Annotated in this window: 19 protein-coding genes; 5 read left to right on the forward strand and 14 right to left on the reverse strand. The window is 68.4% G+C overall.

Features of this window, described 5'->3' with window-relative positions:
* Positions 1–102: 102 nt before the first annotated feature.
* The 3 genes from AB5J50_RS10385 to AB5J50_RS10395 form a co-directional block, all read right to left on the reverse strand.
* Positions 103–1,068 carry a hypothetical protein gene (locus tag AB5J50_RS10385; protein WP_369256897.1) on the reverse strand — a complete coding sequence of 322 codons (966 nt, stop codon included), beginning with the start codon at positions 1,066–1,068 and terminating at the stop codon, positions 103–105.
* 176 nt (positions 1,069–1,244) lie between these two features.
* Positions 1,245–3,854 carry an ABC transporter permease/substrate binding protein gene (locus AB5J50_RS10390; RefSeq protein ID WP_369256899.1) on the reverse strand — a complete coding sequence of 870 codons (2,610 nt, stop codon included), beginning with the start codon at positions 3,852–3,854 and terminating at the stop codon, positions 1,245–1,247.
* A complete protein-coding gene (locus AB5J50_RS10395; protein ID WP_369256901.1) occupies positions 3,847–4,926 on the reverse strand; it encodes a glycine betaine/L-proline ABC transporter ATP-binding protein in 1,080 nt (359 codons plus the stop codon). The genes AB5J50_RS10390 and AB5J50_RS10395 overlap by 8 nt, the downstream gene beginning before the upstream one ends.
* 186 nt (positions 4,927–5,112) lie before the next feature.
* Between AB5J50_RS10395 and AB5J50_RS10400 the strand changes: the two genes are divergently transcribed.
* Positions 5,113–6,051: a 5'-3' exonuclease H3TH domain-containing protein gene (locus tag AB5J50_RS10400; RefSeq protein WP_369265359.1), complete on the forward strand. Its 939-nt coding sequence runs from the start codon at positions 5,113–5,115 to the stop codon at positions 6,049–6,051.
* An 82-nt stretch (positions 6,052–6,133) separates the two neighbouring features.
* Positions 6,134–6,970 carry a siderophore-interacting protein gene (locus tag AB5J50_RS10405; RefSeq protein ID WP_369256903.1) on the forward strand — a complete coding sequence of 279 codons (837 nt, stop codon included), beginning with the start codon at positions 6,134–6,136 and terminating at the stop codon, positions 6,968–6,970.
* Between the two features lie 157 nt (positions 6,971–7,127).
* On the opposite strand, the gene AB5J50_RS10410 is transcribed toward AB5J50_RS10405, so the two are convergent.
* The 3 genes from AB5J50_RS10410 to AB5J50_RS10420 form a co-directional block, all read right to left on the reverse strand.
* Positions 7,128–7,904, reverse strand: a complete 777-nt coding sequence (locus AB5J50_RS10410) for an ABC transporter permease (protein WP_327427409.1) — start codon at positions 7,902–7,904, stop codon at positions 7,128–7,130.
* Positions 7,901–8,917, reverse strand: a complete 1,017-nt coding sequence (locus AB5J50_RS10415) for an ATP-binding cassette domain-containing protein (protein ID WP_369256905.1) — start codon at positions 8,915–8,917, stop codon at positions 7,901–7,903. Before AB5J50_RS10415 ends, AB5J50_RS10410 begins: the two co-directional genes overlap by 4 nt.
* A 249-nt stretch (positions 8,918–9,166) precedes the next feature.
* Positions 9,167–9,814 (reverse strand): PadR family transcriptional regulator, encoded by a 648-nt coding sequence (locus tag AB5J50_RS10420; RefSeq protein ID WP_369256907.1) that lies wholly within the window; start codon positions 9,812–9,814, stop codon positions 9,167–9,169.
* Between the two features lie 235 nt (positions 9,815–10,049).
* Here AB5J50_RS10420 and AB5J50_RS10425 point away from each other — a divergent pair, with 235 nt between their 5' ends.
* Positions 10,050–11,609 (forward strand): amino acid permease, encoded by a 1,560-nt coding sequence (locus tag AB5J50_RS10425; protein WP_369256909.1) that lies wholly within the window; start codon positions 10,050–10,052, stop codon positions 11,607–11,609.
* Positions 11,610–11,822: 213 nt separating this feature from the next.
* Entirely contained in the window at positions 11,823–11,951 is a 129-nt protein-coding gene (locus AB5J50_RS10430) for a hypothetical protein (RefSeq protein WP_369265360.1), read from the forward strand.
* A gap of 7 nt (positions 11,952–11,958) precedes the next feature.
* On the opposite strand, the gene AB5J50_RS10435 is transcribed toward AB5J50_RS10430, so the two are convergent.
* The 3 genes from AB5J50_RS10435 to AB5J50_RS10445 form a co-directional block, all read right to left on the reverse strand.
* A complete protein-coding gene (locus tag AB5J50_RS10435) occupies positions 11,959–13,365 on the reverse strand; it encodes a cytochrome P450 (protein WP_369256911.1) in 1,407 nt (468 codons plus the stop codon).
* 79 nt (positions 13,366–13,444) lie between these two features.
* Positions 13,445–14,485 (reverse strand): hypothetical protein, encoded by a 1,041-nt coding sequence (locus AB5J50_RS10440; RefSeq protein WP_369265361.1) that lies wholly within the window; start codon positions 14,483–14,485, stop codon positions 13,445–13,447.
* Between the two features lie 636 nt (positions 14,486–15,121).
* Positions 15,122–15,703, reverse strand: a complete 582-nt coding sequence (locus tag AB5J50_RS10445; protein WP_369256913.1) for a GNAT family N-acetyltransferase — start codon at positions 15,701–15,703, stop codon at positions 15,122–15,124.
* 149 nt (positions 15,704–15,852) lie between these two features.
* Here AB5J50_RS10445 and AB5J50_RS10450 point away from each other — a divergent pair, with 149 nt between their 5' ends.
* A complete protein-coding gene (locus AB5J50_RS10450) occupies positions 15,853–16,797 on the forward strand; it encodes an RluA family pseudouridine synthase (RefSeq protein WP_369256915.1) in 945 nt (314 codons plus the stop codon).
* A 19-nt stretch (positions 16,798–16,816) separates the two neighbouring features.
* On the opposite strand, the gene AB5J50_RS10455 is transcribed toward AB5J50_RS10450, so the two are convergent.
* The 5 genes from AB5J50_RS10455 to AB5J50_RS10475 all read right to left on the reverse strand — a co-directional run bounded on the left by AB5J50_RS10455 (position 16,817) and on the right by AB5J50_RS10475 (position 21,395).
* Positions 16,817–18,289 carry a cytochrome P450 gene (locus tag AB5J50_RS10455; RefSeq protein ID WP_369256917.1) on the reverse strand — a complete coding sequence of 491 codons (1,473 nt, stop codon included), beginning with the start codon at positions 18,287–18,289 and terminating at the stop codon, positions 16,817–16,819.
* An 83-nt stretch (positions 18,290–18,372) separates the two neighbouring features.
* Positions 18,373–18,987: an ATP/GTP-binding protein gene (locus AB5J50_RS10460; RefSeq protein WP_327427417.1), complete on the reverse strand. Its 615-nt coding sequence runs from the start codon at positions 18,985–18,987 to the stop codon at positions 18,373–18,375.
* Entirely contained in the window at positions 18,968–19,405 is a 438-nt protein-coding gene (locus tag AB5J50_RS10465) for a DUF742 domain-containing protein (protein ID WP_327427418.1), read from the reverse strand. Before AB5J50_RS10465 ends, AB5J50_RS10460 begins: the two co-directional genes overlap by 20 nt.
* Entirely contained in the window at positions 19,402–19,809 is a 408-nt protein-coding gene (locus AB5J50_RS10470; protein ID WP_327427419.1) for a roadblock/LC7 domain-containing protein, read from the reverse strand. The genes AB5J50_RS10465 and AB5J50_RS10470 overlap by 4 nt, the downstream gene beginning before the upstream one ends.
* Positions 19,806–21,395 (reverse strand): ATP-binding protein, encoded by a 1,590-nt coding sequence (locus AB5J50_RS10475; protein WP_369256920.1) that lies wholly within the window; start codon positions 21,393–21,395, stop codon positions 19,806–19,808. Before AB5J50_RS10475 ends, AB5J50_RS10470 begins: the two co-directional genes overlap by 4 nt.
* Between the last annotated feature and the right edge of the window lie 48 nt (positions 21,396–21,443).

Here is a 21,443-nt window from a genome sequence, read left to right on the forward strand (position 1 = left end):
CTTCGGTCCATTACCTCTGAAGAGTTGTTTGCACCCTACGCATGTTCGGCAAACCGTTTCATGCACCCGTCACATCGCTGTCACATCGAAGGAGTGCGAGGGTCACAGTTCTCGCCAATACACGAGCTGACCCGACTCCCCCGGCGCCGCACCCTCGCGCGGCACGAAAAGGCTGACCAGCAGGGCCGGATGCCCGTCCGGATCGGTGAGCAGCGTCGCCGAGGGATTGGCGAAGGCCCGGCTGCCGCCGTGGGTGCGCAGAGTCAGCCGGTCGGCCCGCCCGGTCGCGGGATCGTAGGCGTACGTCCGCCAGCTCCCGAAGTCCTTGCGCCACCGCTGACCCTCTATCAGTACCAGCTTCCGGCCCCCGAGTCGCAGGAGCGAGCGGTCGCCTATGTTGCCGCCGGTCCCCCACGACTCCAGGGCGCGGTCCAGGCGCCGGTCGGGCTCGGCCTGCCAGGTCGTGAAGTCCGTGAGTGTGGCCCGGAGTTGGCGGTCCGTGTCGCACTCCGCCCGGTAGTGGCCGGTGAGTTCGACCGTGCCGTCGTGCACGGAGGTGATGTCCGGCGTGCCCTCGGCGCAGCGCGAGAGGGTGCGCGGTGCGTCGTAGGCGCGGGCCGCCTTCCCGGCCAGCAGGGCCGCCAGATCGGCGTAGCCGCGTACGGCGATGTGGTTGTCCGGATCCTTCTCGTACGCCAGTACGTAGCCACCGGTGTCGTCGGCCGCGAGTGCGGGCTGGCTGGTGCCCGCGCCGAAGTCGTGGCGGCGGGTCCAGGTGCGCAGATCCGTGGAGGTGGCGACCGCGGCGTGGAACCGGCCGTCGCCGAGGGTCGTGTGGTAGACGGCGAGATAGGTGCCGTCCGCCGCCTGGGTGATCTGCGCGGCGTCCATGGTGCGGCCGGAGGTGTCCCGCAGGCCGTACGCGTATCCGTCGGCGTCGCGCACGTCGCCGGCGAGTTCCGCGAAGCGGGCCGTCGCCAGGGACGCGGGTTCCGCGCTCGCGTCCGGGAGCACGGCGATCAGCAGCGCCACCGCGACGAGGGGGCCGAGCCGGAACAGGGATCGCACGGGGGTCTCACAGGAACGAGCGGAAGAGGAGAGCCGAGCGTACGGAGGAGTCGCGGGCCCCGTGAATGCCGCGAGGGGTGGGCTTCGCCACACGGGACACGGGACCCGTACGACGAAGACCACCTCTCGGCGCGACCCCCGGCGGACCACCGGGGACGATCACGGACTACTGCGTACTACTGCGGAGTCATCCGCTCCACCATGTCCGGGTGCTCCTTCAGCCACGCGGCGACGGCGTCCTCCTCGTGCCCCTGCCCGCGCTGCTTGATCTCGCTCTCCAGGCTGCCGAGTTCGGCCTCGCTCATCCTAAAGTTCTTGATCCACTTGGTGAGCTGCGGATACTGGCCCGGGAACTTCTTGCTGGAGATGGTCCGGATGGTGTTGCCCTCGCCGAACAGCTTCTTGCCATCCGCGAGCTTGGTGAGCTTGTACTCGCTGTAGGCCCAGTGCGGGGACCACAGGACGACGGCGACCGGCTGCTTCTTGGCGTACGCGCGCTTCAGCTCGGCGAGCATCGCGGGCGTGGAGCCGTCGACGACCTTGTACTCCTTGTCGAGGCCGTAGCCGGGAAGCACCTTCGTCTTCAGGAGGTTCATCTCGCCGGTACCCGGCTCGATGCCGATGATCTTCCCGTCGAAGGTGTCGGCCTTCCCCTTGAGGTCCGCGAGGGACTTGACGTCCTTCACGTACGAGGGCACGGCGATCTCCAGGGAGGTCGGCTGGTACCAGGTGCCGAGGTCTCTCAGATCGTCCTTGTGCTGGTCCCAGTAATTGGACTGTGCGTAGGGCAGCCACGCGTCGAAGTTGAGGTCGAGGTCGCCGGAGGCCAGACCCGTGTAGACGGGGCCGACGTCCATCTGCTTGAGGTTGAGCGTGTAGCCGCGCCGGGCGAGGACGTTCTTCCACAGGTAGGTGACGGCGACGTCCTCGTCCCAGGGGAACCAGGCCACGTCCAGGGAGCGCTTGGCCTCGGCACTGGCGGCGGTGCTCTTGACCGGGGCCAGCTTATCGACGACGCCGGGGTTCTTCTTCAGCCAGGCGCGCACGGCGTCCTGCTGCTTGCCCTTGCCCGCCTTGTTGATCTCCGCCTCAAGGCCGGTGAGCTGCTTCTCGGTCATCTTGAAGTTCTTGAGCCACTGTCCGACGACCGGGTTGTCCTGGGCGAAGCCCTTGCGGGCGAGCGTGTGCACTCCGTCGCCCTTGCCCCAGGCGCCCTTGGGGTCCTTGAGCTTCTTCAGCTTGTAGTCGCTGTACGCCCAGTGCGGCGACCAGAGGGTGACGACGACGGGCTCCTGCTTGGCGTACGCGCGCTTCAGCTCGGCCAGCATGGCGGGCGTGGAGCTGTCGACGACCTTGTACTCCTTGTCGAGGGCGTACTCCTTGAACACCTTGCTCTTGAGCAGGCTCATCATTCCGGCGCTGGGCTCGATGCCGGTGATCTTGCCGCCGAACTTGGACGCCTGGCCCTTGAGGTCGTCCAGCGAGTCGATGCCCTTCATGTACGCGGGCACGCTCAGTTCCAGCGAGGTCGGGCCGTACCAGGAGCCCAGGTCGTCGAGCTTGCTGCCGTACTTCTTCCAGTACTGCTCGTGCGTGGTCGGCAGCCAGGAGTCCGTCTGGAAGTCGATGTCGCCCTGGGCGAGGGAGGTGTACAGCGGGCCCGCGTCGAACTGCCTGGTGTCGACCTGGAAGCCGCGTTCCTCCAGGATCTCCTTCCACAGGTAGGTGGAGGCGACGCCCTCGTCCCACGGGATGTAGCCGATGGTCACCTTCTTGCCCTGGCCCACGTTCGCACCGTCGGCCGCGGTGGACGTCGCGTTCGTGCCGCCGAAGATGCCCATGCCGCCCGCGACAAGGGCGAGCACGACGACGCCCGCCATGGCCACGGCGGGCCGGGGGCGGTAGGACCAGAGCTTCAGGCCCTGCGCGGCGCGCAGTCGGGCGGCGGCGCGGCGGCCGAGCGGGGAGACCTGGGTGCCCAGCGCGCTGGTCATACGGTCCAGGTAGATGGCCAGGATGACGATGGCGACGCCCGCTTCGGAGCCGAGGCCGACGTTCAGCTGGCCGATGGCCTCGTTGACGTCGCCGCCGAGGCCGCCGGTGCCGACCATGCCCGCGATGGCGGCCATGGACAGGCCCAGCATGATGACCTGGTTGACGCCGGCCATGACGGTGGGCAGTGCGAGCGGCAGCTGGATGCGCAGCAGGGTGTCGCGGGGTGTGGTGCCGAACGCGTCGGCGGCTTCGACGAGTTCCTTGTCGACCTGGCGGATGCCCAGCTCGGTCATGCGGACGCCGGGTGCCAGCGCGAAGATCAGGGTGGCCACGATGCCCGCCGGGGCGCCCGTGCCGAAGAACAGGATGGCCGGGATGAGGTAGATCATCGCGGGCAGCGTCTGCATGAAGTCGAGGACCGGCCGGACGATCCCGCTGACCCGGTCGGAGCGCGCCGCCCAGATGCCCACGGGCACGGAGACGACCAGCGCGATGAGGGTCGCCACGAGGACCAGCGAGAGGGTCACCATCGCGTCCTCCCACAGTTCGAGGGAGTCGATGAAGGCGAAGCCCACGAAGGCGAGGACACCGGCGGACGTGCCGCGCAGCCAGAACGCGATGACGGCGAAGATGCCCGCGAGGAGCAGCGGCTCGGGAGCCTGAAGGACGGCGTCGATGCCGTCGTACGTTCCCTGGAAGACCGTCTTGAAGAAGTCGAAGAGCCAGGCCATGTGGCCCAGCAGCCAGTCGACGGCGCTGTTGACCCAGTCGCCGAAGGGGATTCTAGGCACCGGCCTTCACCGCCTCGGTCCGAGGACTGGCGCAGCCTACGGGGGTCTCCCGCTCGTCGCCGAGGAAGGCGACCAGGCGCTGCCGGGGGACGACACCGACGAGCTTGCGCCGTTCGTCGAGCACCGCGACCGGGTGCGTGAGGCGGGCGCTGATGGCGCAGAGGTCCACGAAGGAGGTGTCGGGCGTGGCGGTCTCGCAGGCGCAGTCCGCCTCGTCGCCGCGGACGTCCGTGTCCATGACGGCGTCCGCGGTCAGGACGCGGGAGCGGTCGACGTCCTGGGTGAAGGAGGCGACGTAGTCGTTGGCGGGGCGCACCAGGATGTCCTCGGCGCTGCCGGTCTGCACGATGCGGCCGTCGCGCATGACGGCGATCCGGTCACCCAGGCGCATCGCCTCGTTGAGGTCGTGCGTGATGAAGACGATGGTCTTCTTGAGCTTCTTCTGGAGTTCGATCAGCTGGTCCTGCATGTCGCGCCTGATCAGCGGGTCGAGCGCGCTGAAGGACTCGTCCATCAGCAGCAGGTCGGCGTCGGTGGCGAGCGCCCGGGCGAGGCCCACACGCTGCTGCATCCCGCCGGACAGCTCGTCGGGCCAGGACTTCTCCCAGCCGGCGAGTCCTGCCAGCTCCAGGGCCCTGGTGGCGCGTTCCTTGCGCTCGGCGCTCGGCACGCCCTGGACCTCCAGGCCGTACGCGGCGTTCTCCAGGACGCTGCGGTGCGGGAAGAGCGCGAAGTGCTGGAAGACCATGCTGATCTTCTTGGAGCGGACCTCGCGCAGTTCACGGGCGCTGAGCGCGGTCAGGTCCTGGCCGTCGAAGCGCACCTGTCCTGCGGTCGGCTCCAGGAGTCCGTTGAGCATGCGCAGCAGCGTGGACTTGCCGGATCCGGACAGGCCCATGACGACGAAGATCTGGCCCGGCTCCACCGTGAAGGACGCGTCGATCACCGCGGCGGTCGCGCCGTCGGCGCGCAGCTCGTCGCGGTCGGCCCCCTGCCGGAGCCGCTCCACGGCCTCGTCCGGTCGTCTCCCGAACACCTTGTACAGATGCTCGGCCTCAAGCCTGGATGACACGTGTACCTCTCGTTGGAACGATTCTCTGGAACGGTTTGAACCAGTTCCAAATGGTTTGAACGGCCGGAACGGAATACGCCAAACGGTAGAAAACGAAACCGGCCTCACTCAGAGGCGGCGCCTGCCCCCGCTTACCCGGAGCAAACGCAGGAGTGGTTCAGGTCACTGTCAGTGGCGTACGGCATGATGCGAAACGTGACGCAGCAAACTCGACGACTCATGCTTCTCGACACCGCCTCGCTGTACTTCCGCGCCTATTTCGGCGTCCCGGAATCCGTGAAGGCCCCGGACGGCACGCCGGTCAACGCCGTGCGCGGACTGCTCGAATTCATCGACCGCCTGGTCAAGGACCACCGCCCCGACGATCTGGTGGCGTGCATGGACGCCGACTGGCGCCCGCAGTGGCGGGTCGACCTGATCCCGTCCTACAAGGCACACCGGGTGGCCGAGGAGCGCGAGGCGGGCCCGGACGAGGAGGAGGTGCCGGACACGCTGTCGCCGCAGGTGCCCGTCATCGAGGACGTCCTGGACGCGCTGGGCATCGCACGGGTGGGGGTCGAGGCGTACGAGGCGGACGACGTGATCGGCACGTTCACCGGACGCGCCACCGGCCCGGTCGACATCGTCACCGGCGACCGCGACCTCTACCAGCTGGTCGACGACAAGCGGGGAATCCGCGTCCTGTATCCCCTCAAGGGTGTCGGCACGCTCCAGCTCACCGACGAGGCATGGCTGCGCGAGAAGTACGGCGTGGACGGCCGGGGGTACGCGGATCTGGCGCTGCTGCGCGGCGACCCGAGCGACGGTCTGCCCGGAGTGCCCGGCATCGGCGAGAAGACGGCCGCCAAACTGCTCGCCGAGTTCGGCGACCTGGCCGGCATCATGGCCGCGGTCGACGACCCGAAGGCCAAGCTGACCCCGTCACAGCGCAAGCGTCTGGACGAGTCGCGGCCGTACGTCGCGGTCGCGCCCACGGTCGTCAAGGTCGCCGGTGACGTCCCCCTGCCGGACGTCGACACGGCGCTGCCGCACGCGCCGCGCGATCCCGCCGCACTGGACGCGCTCGCCGCCCGCTGGGGCCTGGGCGGGTCGTTGCACCGCTTGCTTTCGACCCTTCAGGCATAAGTGATACCGCTCCACGCATAGGTGACTCAGAGGGAGAGATGCTAACTTAGGTAAGCCTAACTATGTGAACCAGGAGGCCGTCATGGCAGAGCGCCCGGCACGCAAGCCCCGGAAGCCCCACTCCGCGCAGGTGGTGCGGACCGAGCGACTCACTCCGCATATGCAGCGGGTCGTACTGGGCGGCGACGGCCTGGGCGAATTCACCGCGGGCTCCAGCACGGACCACTATGTGAAGCTGCTGTTCGGCCCCGAGGGGGTCAGCTACCCCGAGCCCTTCGACATGGAGCGCATCCGCGAGGAGTTCCCGCGCGAGCAGTGGCCCGTGACACGGACGTACACCGTGCGCGCCTGGGACCCCGAGGTGCGCGAGCTGACGCTGGACTTCGTGATTCACGGCGACGAGGGTCTGGCCGGACCGTGGGCCACCCGGGTCCAGCCGGGCGAGGTCGTACGGTTCATGGGCCCCGGCGGCGCCTACGCCCCCGACGCGGGCGCCGACTGGCATCTGCTGGCCGGTGACGAGAGCGCGCTGCCCGCGATCGCGGCCTCCCTGGAGGCGCTGCCCGACGGTGCCGTGACCCATGCCTTCATCGAGGTCTCCGGCCCCGAGGAGGAGCAGAAGATCAACTCCGATGTGGAGGTCGTCTGGCTGCACCGCGGGAACCGGCCCCAGGGCGAGGCCCTGGTGGAGGCCGTACGCGCCCTCGACTTCCCGCAGGGCCGGGTGCACGCCTTCGTGCACGGCGAGGCGGGCTTCGTGAAGGAGCTGCGCCAGCTGCTGCGGGTCGAGCGCGAGATCGCGCGCGAGGACCTGTCGATCTCCGGCTACTGGCGACTCGGGCACAACGAGGACGGCTGGCAGGCGTCGAAGCGGGAGTGGAACGCGCAGGTGGAGGCGGAGCAGGAGGCGTCCGCCTGACCACCGGGTGACGGTGCGAGGCACGGAAGGCGGCCGCCGGCTTCGTTGCCGCGGAAGGCGGTGCCGCCGACTTGGTTTGCCACGGAAGGCGGCCGCCGACTTGGTGGCCGCCTTCCGGTCAACTGTCTCTCGGCCGACTACCTCTGGGCCAACTGCCTTACACCGACCGCTGATACGACCGGAACGTACGGATCGACAGCCACACCGCCGCCACCGCGAGCGCGAGCAGGCCCCCTCCCCGGCTGAACACATCGCCCCAGTCGGGGTCGGCCGACATCGCCGAACGGCCCGCCACCATCGCCCAGTTGAGCGGATTGAAGTCGGCGATGTGCCGCATCCAGCCGGGCATCTGGGACGGGGCCATGAAGGCCGAGGAGAGGAACGTCAGCGGCAGAAGCAAGAAGGTGTTGATGCCGATGATCGACTCCCGCTCCTGGACCAGCATGCCCAGCGCGTTCGACAGCGCCCCGAAGATCGTGCCGAGCAGTACCGAGGCGATGATCAGGATCGCGATCCCGCCGATCCCGCCCGGGTAGTCGGCACCGCCGAGCAGTCCGAGCAGCACGATGATGACCGACTGCAACGCGGTGACCAGGCCGTTGTTGACGACATTGCCGTTCATCAGGGCGGCCCGGCTGACGGGTGTGGTGAGGAACCGGTTGAGTGTGCCCCGCTGGATCTCGTCCAGCGTGGTCATGCCCGCCCACATGTTGGAGCTGAGCGCGCTCATCACCACGACGCCGGGCACCAGGTAGTCGAGATACGAGGTGGTGCCGAAGCCGCCCAGCTCGACGACCTTCTTGAAGAGGTTGCCGAACAGGAACAGCCAGACCACTGGCTGGATCAGCGTGATCAGCATGTATGCGGGCTGCCGTACGAACACCATGAGTTGACGCTGGGTCATGTACCAGGTCTGCGAGACAGCGGTACTCATCGGGCACCTCCGGCGAGGACGAGGCTCTCGGTGGACTCGGCCTCCGCCTCGGAGTAACGGCGGCCCGCGTAGCGGAGATAGACGTCGTCGAGCGAGGGGCGGGCCACGGTCGCGGCGGCGACTGCGACCCCGGCGCGCTCAAGGGCCCCGAGCAGAGCGGGCACCGCGGCGGCTCCGTCGTCGGCACGGACACTGATCCGGCGGCCCTCGATGAGTGCCTCGTGCACGCCGGGCAGCCGGGTGAGGCTGCCGTTCAGCAGCGTACGACCCGCTTCGCCGACCGCGTCGCGCAGTTCCAAGTGGACGGCGTCACCGCGGAGTTCACCCTTCAGGGCGTCCGGTGTGCCCTCGACCACGACACGGCCGCGGTCGACGATGGCGATGCGCTCGGCGAGCCGGTCGGCCTCTTCGAGGTAGTGCGTGGTGAGCAGGATGGTCAGGCCCTCGTCGCCGGCGAGGCGGGCAATCTCGTCCCACATCGCGGTGCGCGCCTCGGGGTCGAGACCGGTGGTGGGCTCGTCGAGGAAGAGCACCTCGGGGCGGTGGACCAGGCCGAGCGCCACGTCCAGGCGGCGTCGCATGCCCCCGGAGTAGCCCTTCACCTGGCGCCCGGCGGCGTCGGCGAGCTTGAATCGCTGAAGGAGCTCGTCGACCCGGCGGCCGAGGTCGGCTCCCTTCAATCCGTAGAGCCTGCCCTGGAGTTGGAGGTTCTCCCGGCCGGTCGCCACCGGGTCGGCGCCCGAGCTCTGGGCGACCACGCCGATCGCGCGGCGCACCCGGTCCGGGTGGCGCAGCACGTCATGGCCCGCGACGGTGGCGGTGCCCGAGTCGGGGCGGGCCAGGGTGGTGAGGATCTTGACGGTGGTGGACTTGCCGGCGCCGTTCGGACCGAGGAGTCCGAAGACGGTGCCCGTCTCGACGGTGACGTCCATGCCGTTGAGGGCGGTGACGTCACCGGGGTAGGTCTTGATCAGCTGACGCGCCGCTACCGCGGGCGCACGGGTACTGCTCATGGCGACTGCTCTCCTGAGTGAGCGAATGCGAAGGATCCGCGGGAGCGGATCGACGACTGATCCGCGCGTGCGGACGTACGACTGATCCGCATGAGCGGATCGGCGACTGATCCGCGTGAAGAGCGCCGGGCTATCCTGGGTGTGCCGCACCTCGATCGCCTGGAACTGCCTCACAGCGGATTCGGTTCGGGGTTCGAGACCCTGGTGGAGCTGCTGCAACAGCTCTGCCGGGGTCTGTTTACGTCTGGGTCACTTCTCGAAGTGGCGGTCCTCCAACTCCTGGAACTCCGGCGGGATCTCCCCCGTCTCATGGAAGCTCCGCCACTGCTCGACACCGTCGAGCGTGCCGTCCTTGAGCTCCCGCAGGAGGCCGCGGACCCACTCGGCCTCCGCCTCGACCATGTGCAGGCGGTACTCGCTCTCCACCAGGAAGATCCGCGGCAGGCTCTCGCGCATCTTCATCAGACCGCCGCGTGTGCTGGCGGCCTGGAACTCAAGCGTCTTGAGCCGCTCCCCCAGCAACCGCACGACCTCGTCGGGATGGATCACCCCGACGAGTGAGAGCGCGGTCTCGAAGATCGGGAACTCCTGTGCCGGAACGGCGATCAGGTCCGACAGCCACTCCGTGGCCTCCTCGCGCCCGGCGTCTGTGATGCCGTAGAGCGTGCGCTCAGGGCGCTTGCCCTGCCGCTGCACCTCCGCGACCTCGACGAAGCCGTGCTTCTCCAGGTTCTGGACGACGGTGTAGAGCGAGCCGTAGTTGATCTTCAGACTGGTGTCCTTGCCGCGTCGGCGCAGGGTCTGGGCGATCTCGTACGGGTGCATCGACCGCTCGGTGAGCAGCACCATGACCGCGAGCGCCAGCGGATTGCTCAGCTTGCGGCGTTTCGTCGCCATGATGATCCCACCTCGCCTCCGAATATCCGTAGCCGAACATATCGCGTGTCCGAAGGGAGCGTCAATACACACGATGTATCGCGTTTCGACAGGGAGGGCAAGGCGTGAGGACTTAGGCCCGCCGCCGACATGGCCGCGTCACGCGAGCGAAACAGGGTCTCCCTAATTTCTGTCACCCGACAGGAATTCAGCTCGTCGTCCCGCTCACCCTTCCGCGCCGAAGGCAGGTGCCGCCGTGACCACCACCGCCCCCTCCGACGTACGCCCGGACCCGCCGGAGTCCCCCGGCGACCGCTCCCTGGCCGAGTTCGGCTACCGCCAGGAGCTGCACCGCAGCCTCGGCCGGTACGCCTCGTTCGCCGCCGGGTTCTCCTTCATCTCCGTCCTGACGACCGTCTTCCAGTTCTTCGCTTTCGGGTACGCGTTCGGCGGCCCCGTCTTCTTCTGGACCTGGCCGGCCGTGCTGGTGGGCCAGTTGGCGGTCGCCGCGTGCTTCGCGGAGCTGGCCGCGCGCTATCCGATCTCGGGCGCGATCTACCAGTGGTCCTCGCGCCTGTCGAACCTCTCGTTCGGCTGGTTCGCCGGCTGGATCATGGTGATCGGACAGATCGTGGTGGTCGCGGCGGCCGCGCTCGCGCTGCAGATGGTGCTGCCGGCCATCTGGTCCGGCTTCCAGCTGGTGGGCGGCGACCCCTCACCGATCAGCGCCGACGGCGCCGCCAACGCGGCCGTACTCGGCGTGATCCTGCTGGTCCTGACCACGCTGGTCAACGTCGTCGACAACCGCGTGATGTCCGTGATCAACCGCGTCGGTGTGACCGCCGAGATCATCGGCGCGGTCCTGATCATCGTGCTGCTGCTCACGCACTCCGAGCGCTCCCCCGGCATCACCTTCCACACGGGCGAGGGCAGCACCGGCCTCTTCGGCGCGCTCATGGTGGGCTCCTTCATGGCGGCGTACGTGATGATCGGCTTCGACAGCGCGGGCGAGATGAGCGAGGAGACCCACAACCCGCGCCGCACCGCGCCCCGTACGATCCTCACCGCGCTCGGCGCGGCGGGCCTGCTCGGCGGGCTGATCGTGCTCGGCGGTCTGCTGGCCGCGCCCAGCCTCACGGACGGGCATCTGGGCGTCGACGGCCTGAGCTACGTCCTGACCAGCAGCCTCGGCGACGGGGTCGGCCGGGCGCTGCTCGCCGACGTCGTGGTGGCCATCGCGGTGGCGACCCTGGCGATCCAGACGGCCGCCTGCCGCATGCTCTTCTCGATGGCCCGCGACAACCAGCTCCCCTTCTCCCGCCGCCTCGCGAAGGTCAACCCGCGCACCGGCATGCCGAGCGCCCCCGCCCTGGTCGTCGGGGTCCTCGCCGCCGCGCTGCTGCTCCTCAACTTCGCCTCTCCGGACGCCTTTCTGGCGATCGGCACCACCTGCATCGTTATGCTGTACCTGGCGTACGCGATGGTGACCGGGCCGCTGCTGGTACGCCGCCTGCGCGGGCAGTTCACCGCCGACGGCACCGACGAGACGGGCGCCCCGCTCTTCTCGCTCGGCCGCTGGGGCGTCCCCGTCAACGTGCTCGCCCTCCTGTACGGCCTCCTCATGACCGTCAACCTCGCCTGGCCGCGCGCCGAGGTGTACGACCCGGCGGGCGGGCACTGGTACTTCCAGTGGTTCACTGTGCTGTTTTTGCTGGTCACGGTGGGGCTGGGGTGCCTGTACCGGTGGCTGAGGGCACATCGAGGGCACACTGCGGAGGTAGGAGCACCGCTGGCAGTGCCCGCAGAATCCAGCTGATCGCCGTCGCCATCGCCATCGTGTCCGCACGTGCCACTGGGGAACCCCAGCACCAACTCGATCGCGGCCGCCGCTGAGCAGTACCGGCCGCCCCGCCGGCCCTGACGGGGAATCAGCAAGTCGCCGTCATCGTCCAGCGTCGCCGAAGCCCGACGAGCACTCGGCCAGCGCCCTCGTGAGATCCGCAAGGTTGCGGGTCTGACTGCAAGGGCACTGGCCGGTCTCGCGGGCCGGCACGAGTCGACGTGCTCCCGTATCGAGCACGGGCGAACTCCACCTCACGGACGCGGACATTCGCGCCTGGACGCTGCACTGCGACGCCAACCCGACACAGACGGGTGATCCTCCGTCAATCAGGCACTCTCTGCAGACACTCCACTCGGACCTGGACACCGTGAGGGGTCAGGGTCACACGGGGTTCGATATGCGGCAGTTGATGGTCACCACTCGAGAGCCGCCATTGGGCCACGATCGTGGACAGGGCGAGTGTCGCCAAGGTCATCGCATAGTTGTCACCGATGCACTTGCGCGCACCTCCGCCGAACGGAATGAAAGCGCCGCGCACGTGTTCCTGCTCCGGAAGCCACCGGTCGGGATCGAAGGAGCTGGGGCGCGGATTGAATCGTTCATCGTGGTGCATGAGATACGGGCTGTAGATGAGGGTGGTTTCGGGGGGGATCACAGCGTCCGCCAGCCGCGCCTCGGTGGCGGTCGTTCGAGTCAGGATCCATCCGGGAGGGTAGATGCGTAGTGTCTCGGTGATGACCCGGCGCGCCAGGTCGAGCTGGGGAAGATCATCCCAAGTGGCCGTTCGGGTGCCGAGAACCTTGGCTGTCTCGGTGCGCAATCGCTCTTGGACATCGGGGTTTTGGCACAGGAGATGCACAGCCCAGGTAAGAGCCACTGCGGTGGATTCGATGCCGGCGACGAGCAGGGTCATGATCTGAGCATGGATCTCGGCGTCGCCGAGGACTTCTCCCGCGTCGTCATGCGTCTTGAGGAGCATCGACAGCACATCGCCGTGGGTCTCATCGTCTTGCCGGTACAAGCTGATGGTCTTGCTGACCGCGGCCGACGCTCGGTTGCGAGCCCGCTCGTAGCGCACGTTCGGGGGGAGTGGCAGACGGCTCAGCCAAGGCGGGAGGACAGCCTGCTGATAGATACCTCGGAAGATATCGGGCAGACATTCCTTGACGGTGTCTATGGCGGGTCGCGCGGCTTCAGCCGTGAACAATGTACGAGCAATTGTGTCACTCGCGAAATCGTACATCTGCGCGGCTACGTCCACGGTCCGTCCGTCGCTCCAGCCGATGGTGAGCGTGTCGATCTGCTGGGTCATGAGGGCGGCGTATTCACGCAGGCAAGTGCGAGAGAAGGCCGGCTGTAAGCTGCGTCGCTGTCGCCGATGGGCGCTGTGGGGGCACGAGGCAAGACCGTCCCCAAGCGCATTCCCGATCCGTTCGATGATGGGTCCGCCCTTGTCGTAAGTGCGGTCATGCAGGAGAACTTGCTGGACGAGTTCAGGCCGGCAGACTACGACGGCCGTTTGTGTACCTAGCCGTATCTGCACCAAATCGCCATAGGAGGGGAGGGTGTTCAGAAAACGCAGCGGGTCACGGAGCAGGGGAAACAGATGCCCGACGATCGGCAGTGCCCCCGGAGCCTGTGCGATGCCTACATGGTCCGTTGCCATGGCGTGTTGGCCCTTCTTGTCGATCCAGGATGTTGGCGAGCTAACCCTCAGGTCCTGCTCCAAGCCGCTCTTGGTTCGCATCGATGGGGCGGGAGCCTCGTACAGGCCGGCGTCGAGGAAGCCGGTGCGTAGTCCTTGCTGGTCACCCGCAACTATGACGGAATGCGTGTTCCCGGCTCGGGAGCATCGCCTGCAGGTGAGCATGCTGTTGATCCGACTCGTCCGAGGTGGTGGGGATCGCGTAGCGGGTGGTGTTCCCGTACCAGTGCAGGCATCCATTCGTCCACTGCCGCATTCCGGCGGTGACCCTCAGAATCTCTTCACGGGTGCGGGGCGGCACACCACGGCTCTCCAGGAAGGGCCAGAGCTGCTCTTCGGCGGCCAGGAAGTCGGCCACGCGCCCCTGAACCTTGGCAACGGCCGAGTCGATGGCTTCCTCCAGCGAGATTCCGTCGGCATGCTGCATGACGATGACGACGTTGTGGAAATCTCCACGCATGTCATCCAGGTGAATCGAATGCAGGTCATTCTGCCAGGCGACTACATCGCTCGCTGCTTCGACGATCTTCCTGAACAAGCCTGTCTCATAGATACTTTCAGGCACCTCCGTGCCCTGGCTGAGTTCAACCAAATCGAAGCCGAACTCCATACCTACCGACAGTCGCCTGGTCTGGGTAAAACTGTCAATCCCCGGGGGAGTGCCGCGGAACCGATTCTCGGATTCCTCGGTGAATCCTTGAAAGAACAGGTCCAGGTGCCGGTTGAGTCGTCCGTGGAGCGCTGGTGAGAGCCTTTTGCCCGTACGGATGGATAGATCCGTGAGCGCCTCAGTGAAAGGAGATTGCTCCCATGCGGGGGCAGGGTCTTCCCCGGTGTTGATGATGCTCATCAGGCGCCGGTGGACCGGAGCCCAGACTTCCGGATCGTCATAGACCTTCAACGTGTGCAAGTCGTCCAGGATGAAGGTGAAGAAAAGCCATTCCGCGCAAAGGCAGAGATCGCTGAATGAGGCTTCTGGATAGGTCCAGGCAACAAATTGTCCGTAGCCTGCTTCCAGCCGCTCCCGGCCGCCCTGCGTCTCTGTCAGTCCGAGGCTCTCTCCGAGTGAGCGGACATATTCTTCGATCCGCCGAGTGTATGGGCTTACGGTCGGGGGGGTGGGCTCCGCATACGTCGGGATCATGGCGAGCACTAAGTCCTCCATGTCTATGGCGCCGGAGTTGGCTGAGGCGGGTGAGGCCTGGGGCAGGTTGCCTGCTCTCGCAGCGAGAAGCCGAGGAGTTGGTGGACGATCGGCGCTTCACGGTGATGTACGAGGACATCCCCGTGTGCGCTGTTGGCGCGCCCGCTCACGGGCGTGCTCCAAGAGGGCCGAGGCAGTGGCGGCCGCGGTGGGCGACGACGGGACGAGTGACGCCACGGGCTCCCCCTTCCACGGTGGCGCGAACAGGACGCGCCGCCTTCGACGGTTGCAGCTTCTATCACATCGCAGTTCGGTCCAGACCGGAAGTGGACGTCGTTGATCCCTGCATGAACGAGTTGCACTCACATCTGGACGGTCGCAGATCACAACGCGCACGCCCCCTCCTGCAGTTGGGGGTTTTGGCGGCGGTCCTCGGCGTCACCGATCGGTACCGGTCAGCCGCTGACTCCGGCTGTCAGGAAACCGCTCGGGAATCCGCGGGTGCCCGGGGCGGTTGCCGAGGTGGTCATGTGCCCCGGACGGAGCCACAAGGCGGGCGGTGTATTGGCGGGGCAACCGGTCGGCGAAGGACGAGCTGAGCCAGAGACCGGAACAGCTCGACACGCGCGCGTAGCGTCAATCGCCCCGCACGCGCGCGTGCAGGTGCATGTCGTGCCAGCCGTCCGGATGGAGGAGGGCACGGCGCTTGGTGCCCTCCAGAGCGAAGCCGGTCTTCGTGGCCACCCGGCAGGACGCCTCGTTGCGGACGGCGTGGAGGAGTTCGAGGCGGTGGAAACCGATCTCGTCGAGGGCCCAGCGAGTCAGCATCGCCGTCGCGCGCGGGGCGACGCCCTGGCCCCGGGCCCACGGCGCGGTCCAGTAGGCGAGTTCGGCGCAGCCGTCGGCGAGCACGATGCTCCGCAGCGCCACGCGCCCCAGCAGCCGGTCGGTGGTCACGTCGGTGACGGCCCACTGTGCGTTGTCCTCGCCCGCCCAGGCCTTGAGCCACCCGTCGATCCAACCGCGCGCCTCGCTCTCCGACTCGGACCGTCGGATGTGCCACTGGTGCAGGAGCGGGTCCTGGAAGGCCTTGTGGACCAGGGGCGCATCCTCGGTCCGCCAGGGCCGCAGGACCAGGCCGTCGCCGGTGGGGAGGGTGGGCTGCGGGGACTGGGCAAGGGTTCCGGCGGGCAGGACTGCGCTGGAGAGGAAAGGCATGGCCCGCATCCTGCCAACGGAGCGCGGGCGGGCACACCGTATTTACACCGGCCTCGGTCCGTGGAAGTCCGGTTTTCCACCGGCCCGCGAACAAGGTCGGGGCCGGCTCGTACCCCGCCTGTCAGTGCCCCCTCGTACGCTTGATCGTGATGAGACGCAGAAGCCCGATCCCCCCTTCCCCCCTGCCGCAGCGCGACGGGGTCGATCCGGTGCGGGTGAAGCTGCCGCAGGGGGCGGCGTGGGCGACCGTGCGCGATCATCTGGTGGAGCGGCTCGCGGCCGGGGCGGGGGTGATCGACGGGATGCTGGACGCAGGGCTGATCGTGGACGCCGACGGGCGTGCCGTGCCGCGTGACATGGCGTACGTGCCGGGCATGTTCGTGTGGTTCCACCGGGAGCTGCCGTACGAGGTGCCGGTGCCGTTCGCGCTGGACGTCGTGTACCGCGACGAGCACGTCGTCGTCGTCGACAAGCCGCATTTCCTGGCCACGACACCACGCGGCAGCCATGTCACGGAGACCGCGCTCGCGCGGCTGCGCCGGGAGCTGGACCTGCCCACGCTGGGCGCCGCCCACCGCCTGGACCGGCTCACCGCCGGGCTGGTCCTGTTCACTGTGCGCCCTGCGGAGCGCGGCGCGTACCAGTCGCTGTTCCGCGACCGGCTCATCGCCAAGGAATACGAGGCCGTCGCCCGGCACGATCCGGCGCTCGCCCTGCCGCGCACCGTGCGCAGTCGGATCGTGAAGGAGCGTGGGGTCATGGCGGCGCGCGAGGTCGAGGGCGAGCCCAATGCCGTCAGCGACGTGGAGTTGCTGGAACAGCGGGACGACGGGCTGGCTCGCTACCGGCTGAGACCCCACACCGGGCAGACGCACCAACTGCGGGTGCACATGTGCGCGTTGGGGGTGCCGATCCTCGGCGATCCCCTCTATCCGGTGGTGACCGGCCCCGTGGCGGCCGGCGACTTCCGGCGCCCGCTCCAACTGCTGGCGCGGTCCCTGGAGTTCACCGATCCGGTCACGGGGCGCGAGCACCGGTTCGTCAGCCCGCGTGTGCTGCGGGCCTGGTCGTCGTACGAGGAGTGGGCCGGGTAGCCCCGGTGCCCCGGTCGGCTCAGTCGCCGCGCCACCAGCGCAGGAGGCGCCGGAACACGCCCGGCCGGCGGGCCAGTTCGGGCGTCGGCGTGGGCTCGGCGGCCGGGATGACGGGTTCCGGAGCCATGGGCTGTGCCCGCTGCGTGCTGACCAGCCAGTCGTTCGGGCGCTGCGCCGGCACCGGGTTGATGGAGGGCCGCTGCCTGACGTCCTGCTGAGGCTTCGGCGCGAACTTCACCGGCAGCTCCACCAGGTGCCGGTTCGAGATGGACGCCCGCCAGCGCAGCTCGTCCTCTTCGCAGTCGAGTTGGATGTCCGGAAGGCGGGTCAGCAGCGCGTCGACGCCGACGTCGGCGATGGCGCGGCCGATGTCCTGGCCCGGGCACTCGTGGGGACCGCCACTGAAAGCGAGGTGGGAGCGGTTGCCCTGCATGTTGGCCGTGAGGTCGGGACGGACGCGCGGGTCGACGTTGCCCGGCGCCATGCCCAAGATGAGGCCGTCACCCTTGCGGATGCGCTGGCCACCCAGCTCGGTCTCCTGCTTGGCGACATAGGGGAGGATCGTGCTGAACGGCGGCTCGTCCCACAGGGACTGCTCGACCGCCTGAGGCACCGTCATCTGGCCGCCGTTGAGCCGGGCGCGGAACCCCGGGTCGGTGAGCACGACCCGCAGTACGTTGGCGAGCAGGTTGGCGGTGCTCTCGTACGCGACGATCAGGACGACGCGCAGGTGCTGGCCGATCTCCTCGTCGTCGAGCCGCGCCGGGTGGTTGATCAGGTGGCTGGTGAAGTCCTCCCTGGGTTCGGCCCGGCGGCGGGTGGTGAGCCGCATCAGCACGTCCATGAGGTACGCGTTGCTGGCAATGGCGGTCTCGGTGCCCTTGAGCATGTCGCGGGCGGCGTGCACCAGCCGGTCGTTGTACTCCTCGGGCATGCCGAGGATCTCGCACATCATTGCCATCGGCAGGTGCTCGGCGAACTGGGCTACCAGGTCGGCCCTGCCTTCCTCGCAGAACTTGTTGACGAGGTGCTGAGTCGCGCGGTTGATGTGGCGGCGGATGCCCCGGTGGTCGATGGTCGACATGGCGCCGGTGACCGCGCCGCGCAGCCGCAGGTGCTCGTCGCCCTCGGCGTGGCAGCAGATGGGCTGCCAGGCGACGATCGGCATGAGCGGGTGATCCGGCTTGACCGTGCCGTCCTGCAAGGGGGCCCACAACCGGGTGTCACGGCTGTACTGCGAGGGGGTGCGCAGCATGTGCATGTTCTCGCCGTGGCCGAGCACGACCCAGATCGGCACGTCCTCGTGGAGCAGAGCGGGGGCCACCGAGCCGTGCTCGGCCCGCAGGTTCTCGTACACGGCTCCCAGGTCCTCGGCTTCGGGGCCGTACAGCCGGCGCAGTCCGCCGGGACCGAGGCCGTGGGCGGGGCAGCCGGGCGGCGGGCCGAGCGTGGGGTCGTCCGTACCGGTCGGGGAGTGGGATTCAGGCGTCACGGTGATCGCTCCGAAACTGAAGTGGATCCGGTGTCTTGGGAGTTGGCGTATCTGCGTACGGATTCGGTGCGTGCGGGCGGGGCTCAGGCGCGCGTCATGGCCAGCGAGTGCAGGAAGCGCATCAGCGTCATCAGGACATCCCGGCTGGAAGCCCTGCGGCGCGCGTCGCACTTGATGATCGGGATGTCCTCGGCGAGGTCGAGCGCGGTCCGCAGGTCCTCGACCGGATAGCGGGGCGCGTCCGGGAAGTCGTTTATGGCGATGACGAACGGCACACCGCGCTCCTCCAGGCGGCCGATCACGTCGAAGCTGACCTCCAGGCGGCGGGTGTCGACCAGGACGACCGCGCCGAGCGCACCCTCGAACAGGCCGTTCCACAGGAACCAGAAGCGCTCCTGGCCAGGGGTGCCGAACAGGTAGAGCACCAGCTGTTCGGTGATCGAGATGCGGCCGAAGTCCATGGCGACGGTGGTGGCCGTCTTGGTCTCGGATCCGTAGTTGTCGTCGACTCCGATACCGGCCTGCGTCATGGTCTCCTCGGTGGTCAGCGGCCTGATCTCGCTGACGGAGCCCACCATGGTCGTCTTGCCGACCCCGAAGCCGCCCACGATCACGATCTTCACGGCGGCCTGCGCCGTGTGCGGCAGATGGTCCTCGGCGCGAGGGCCGGTGATCGTGTCAGAGCTTTTGAAGTCCATGCATCACCGCTTCGAGGAGGGAACGGTCGGGGAGCGCCGAGCGGACGATCGGGGCGCGCGCCTGTACCAGTTCGGCCGCCAGCAGCTCGGTGAGCAGGACGGTCACCACGCTGAACGGCAGATTGAGATAGGCCGAGAGCTCGGCCACGGAGAGAGGGGCCTTGCAGAGCCGGAGCAGCGCCGACTGCTCCGGCTGGGCGGCGGGCGTCGGCTCGTCGGCGCACGCCACGATTAACGTCACCAGGTCGAGGGCGGCCCGGTCGCCGCCCTCGCCTCCGCCCGTGAGCACATACAGGCGCTCGGGGTCCCTCGGGTTGTCCTGGCCCTCTGCGGGGGACCCCCTTTCGGGGGACCTCTCTTGGGGGGGTTCCTGGAACTCTTCCTTGGGGTAGCGCCGCCGGCGTTGCGGAGGAGTCATACGGTCTGCCCGTTGCGCCGCGGCGGACTCGTCAGGTGGGCGCCGATCCGTACGACGAGGTCGCGCATGCGGTTGCTCATCAGTCCGGGCTCCGCCGTCTGGTCGGCGAGGACCGCGAGGTAGGCGTTGGGCCCTGCCGACATCAGGTAGAAGTAGCCGCCGTTGATCTCGATGATGACCATGCGCATCCGGCCGTCGCTGTTGGGGATCTCTCCCGCTACGGCTCCGGCCAGGCTCTGCAGGCCCGCGCAGGCCGCGGCGACCCGGTCGGCGGCGTCCGGGTCACCGCCGTACCGGGCGATGCGCAGTCCGTCGGCGGAGAGCACCACGATCTGCTGGATGCCGGGTACGCCGTCGGCGAGCTCCTTGAGCATCCAGTCGAAGTTGGCTCGCTGCTGGATCACTTGAGGTCCCCCTCGTCGTCGGCCTCGGCAGGGGCCGACTGGTTGTTCGAGCTGAATGCGGTCGGATCCGGGTCACCCTTGAGTCCGTTCATGAACGCCTCGACCCACAGTCCCGGTTCGGGCTCCTTCTCCTCCGGAGCGGCCTCGGCGGCCCAGGAGGGTGCCGCTGCCGCCGCGGCCTCGGCCGCCGCCGCCTCGGCGCGGGCCTCGACGATCCGCTGGCTGAGCGGGATCTTGATCCGGCTGCGGCGCTGCGGCAGCCCGTTGGGCGTCCATTCGGTGACCGTGGGGACGTCGTCGTCCAGGGAGCCGCCGGTCGGGTTGGGAATGCGGGGTCCGGTGGTCGGGCGGCGCTTCTTGGGCTTGCGCGCCGGGCCTTCGACTCCGCCGGTGTCCATCTGCGGTACGGCGGTCGCGCCGATGCCGTGGGCGACACCGAGGGCACGGTCGGCGGTGAGCATGGCGCTCGGCGCGACGAGGACGACGCGGACACCGCCGTACGCGGACTGCCGCAGCGAGACCTGCATGTTGTACATGCGCGAGAGCCGGCCGACGACGGCCAGGCCGAGCCGGGGGTTCTCCCCCAGGAAGTCGAGGTCGGAGCCCTCCGCGGCCTTCTGGAGCAGGCCCTCGGTCTTTGCGCGGGCCTCGTCGCTGAGGCTGACGCCGCCGTCCTCGATCTCGATGGCGATGCCGGTCTGCACCTCGATTGCGGTGACGTGCACCTTGGTGTGCGGCGGCGAGTAGCGCGTGGCGTTGTCGAGGAGCTCGGCCAGGGCGTGGATGAGCGGTTCGACGGACACGCCGTTGACGGCGACCTCGACGATGTTGTGCAGCTCGATGCGCCGGTATTCGAGGATCCGGGACATCGCGCCGCGCAGCACGCTGAACAGCGGTACGGGCTGCGGCCATTGACGCCCCGGACGGCCACCGCCGAGCACCGCGATGGAGTCGGCGAGACGGCCGATCAGCGCGGTGCCGTGGTCGATGCGCAGCAGGTCGTCGAAGACCTCGGGGTTGCGCCCGTGGTCCTCCTCCATCTCGCGGAGTTCCTTGTTCTGCTGGTGGACGATCGCCTGGACGCGCCGGGCGATGTTGACGAAGGCCCGGTGGGCCGCGTCGCGCATCGACTCCTCGGTGTCGACGATCTTGAGCACCGTCGTCAGCAAGTCGCGCTGCGACTTGGGGAGTTCGCGGAGGTCGGGATCGTCGCGGCCGAGGAGGCGAACCACCTCTGAGGGTGAATCGCCGCCGCGCAGGCGGTCGAGCGCCGCGGGCAGGACCTCGTGGTGGAGGTGCACGATCTCCTGGTCGTGGGCGACGATGCGCTGTTCCAGGTAGGCGGTGCGCCGAGCGAGTTCGGCGCGCAGGCCGCGGGCGATGCGGCCGCGGCGTACGGCTTCGGCGCCGATCGCGACGACCAGCAGTGTGGCGATGCCGCCGCACCAGCCGACGGCGGCCCGGGCCGGGTCCGTCACAACGGCGACGGCGGCTCCGGTCACCGCGGCCATCAGTATGGCCGGCAGCAACAGCACGCGCGCGTAGGGAAGTTCACGGCCACCGGGAGGCGATTGAACACTCACCATGTATGCCCTCTGAGACAAATCGGCTGGGGGGTCGGGGAAGTTTGTGGG

Source organism: Streptomyces sp. R35 (assembly GCF_041053035.1).
In the GTDB taxonomy this organism is placed as follows: Bacteria; Actinomycetota; Actinomycetes; order Streptomycetales; family Streptomycetaceae; genus Streptomyces; species Streptomyces lutosisoli.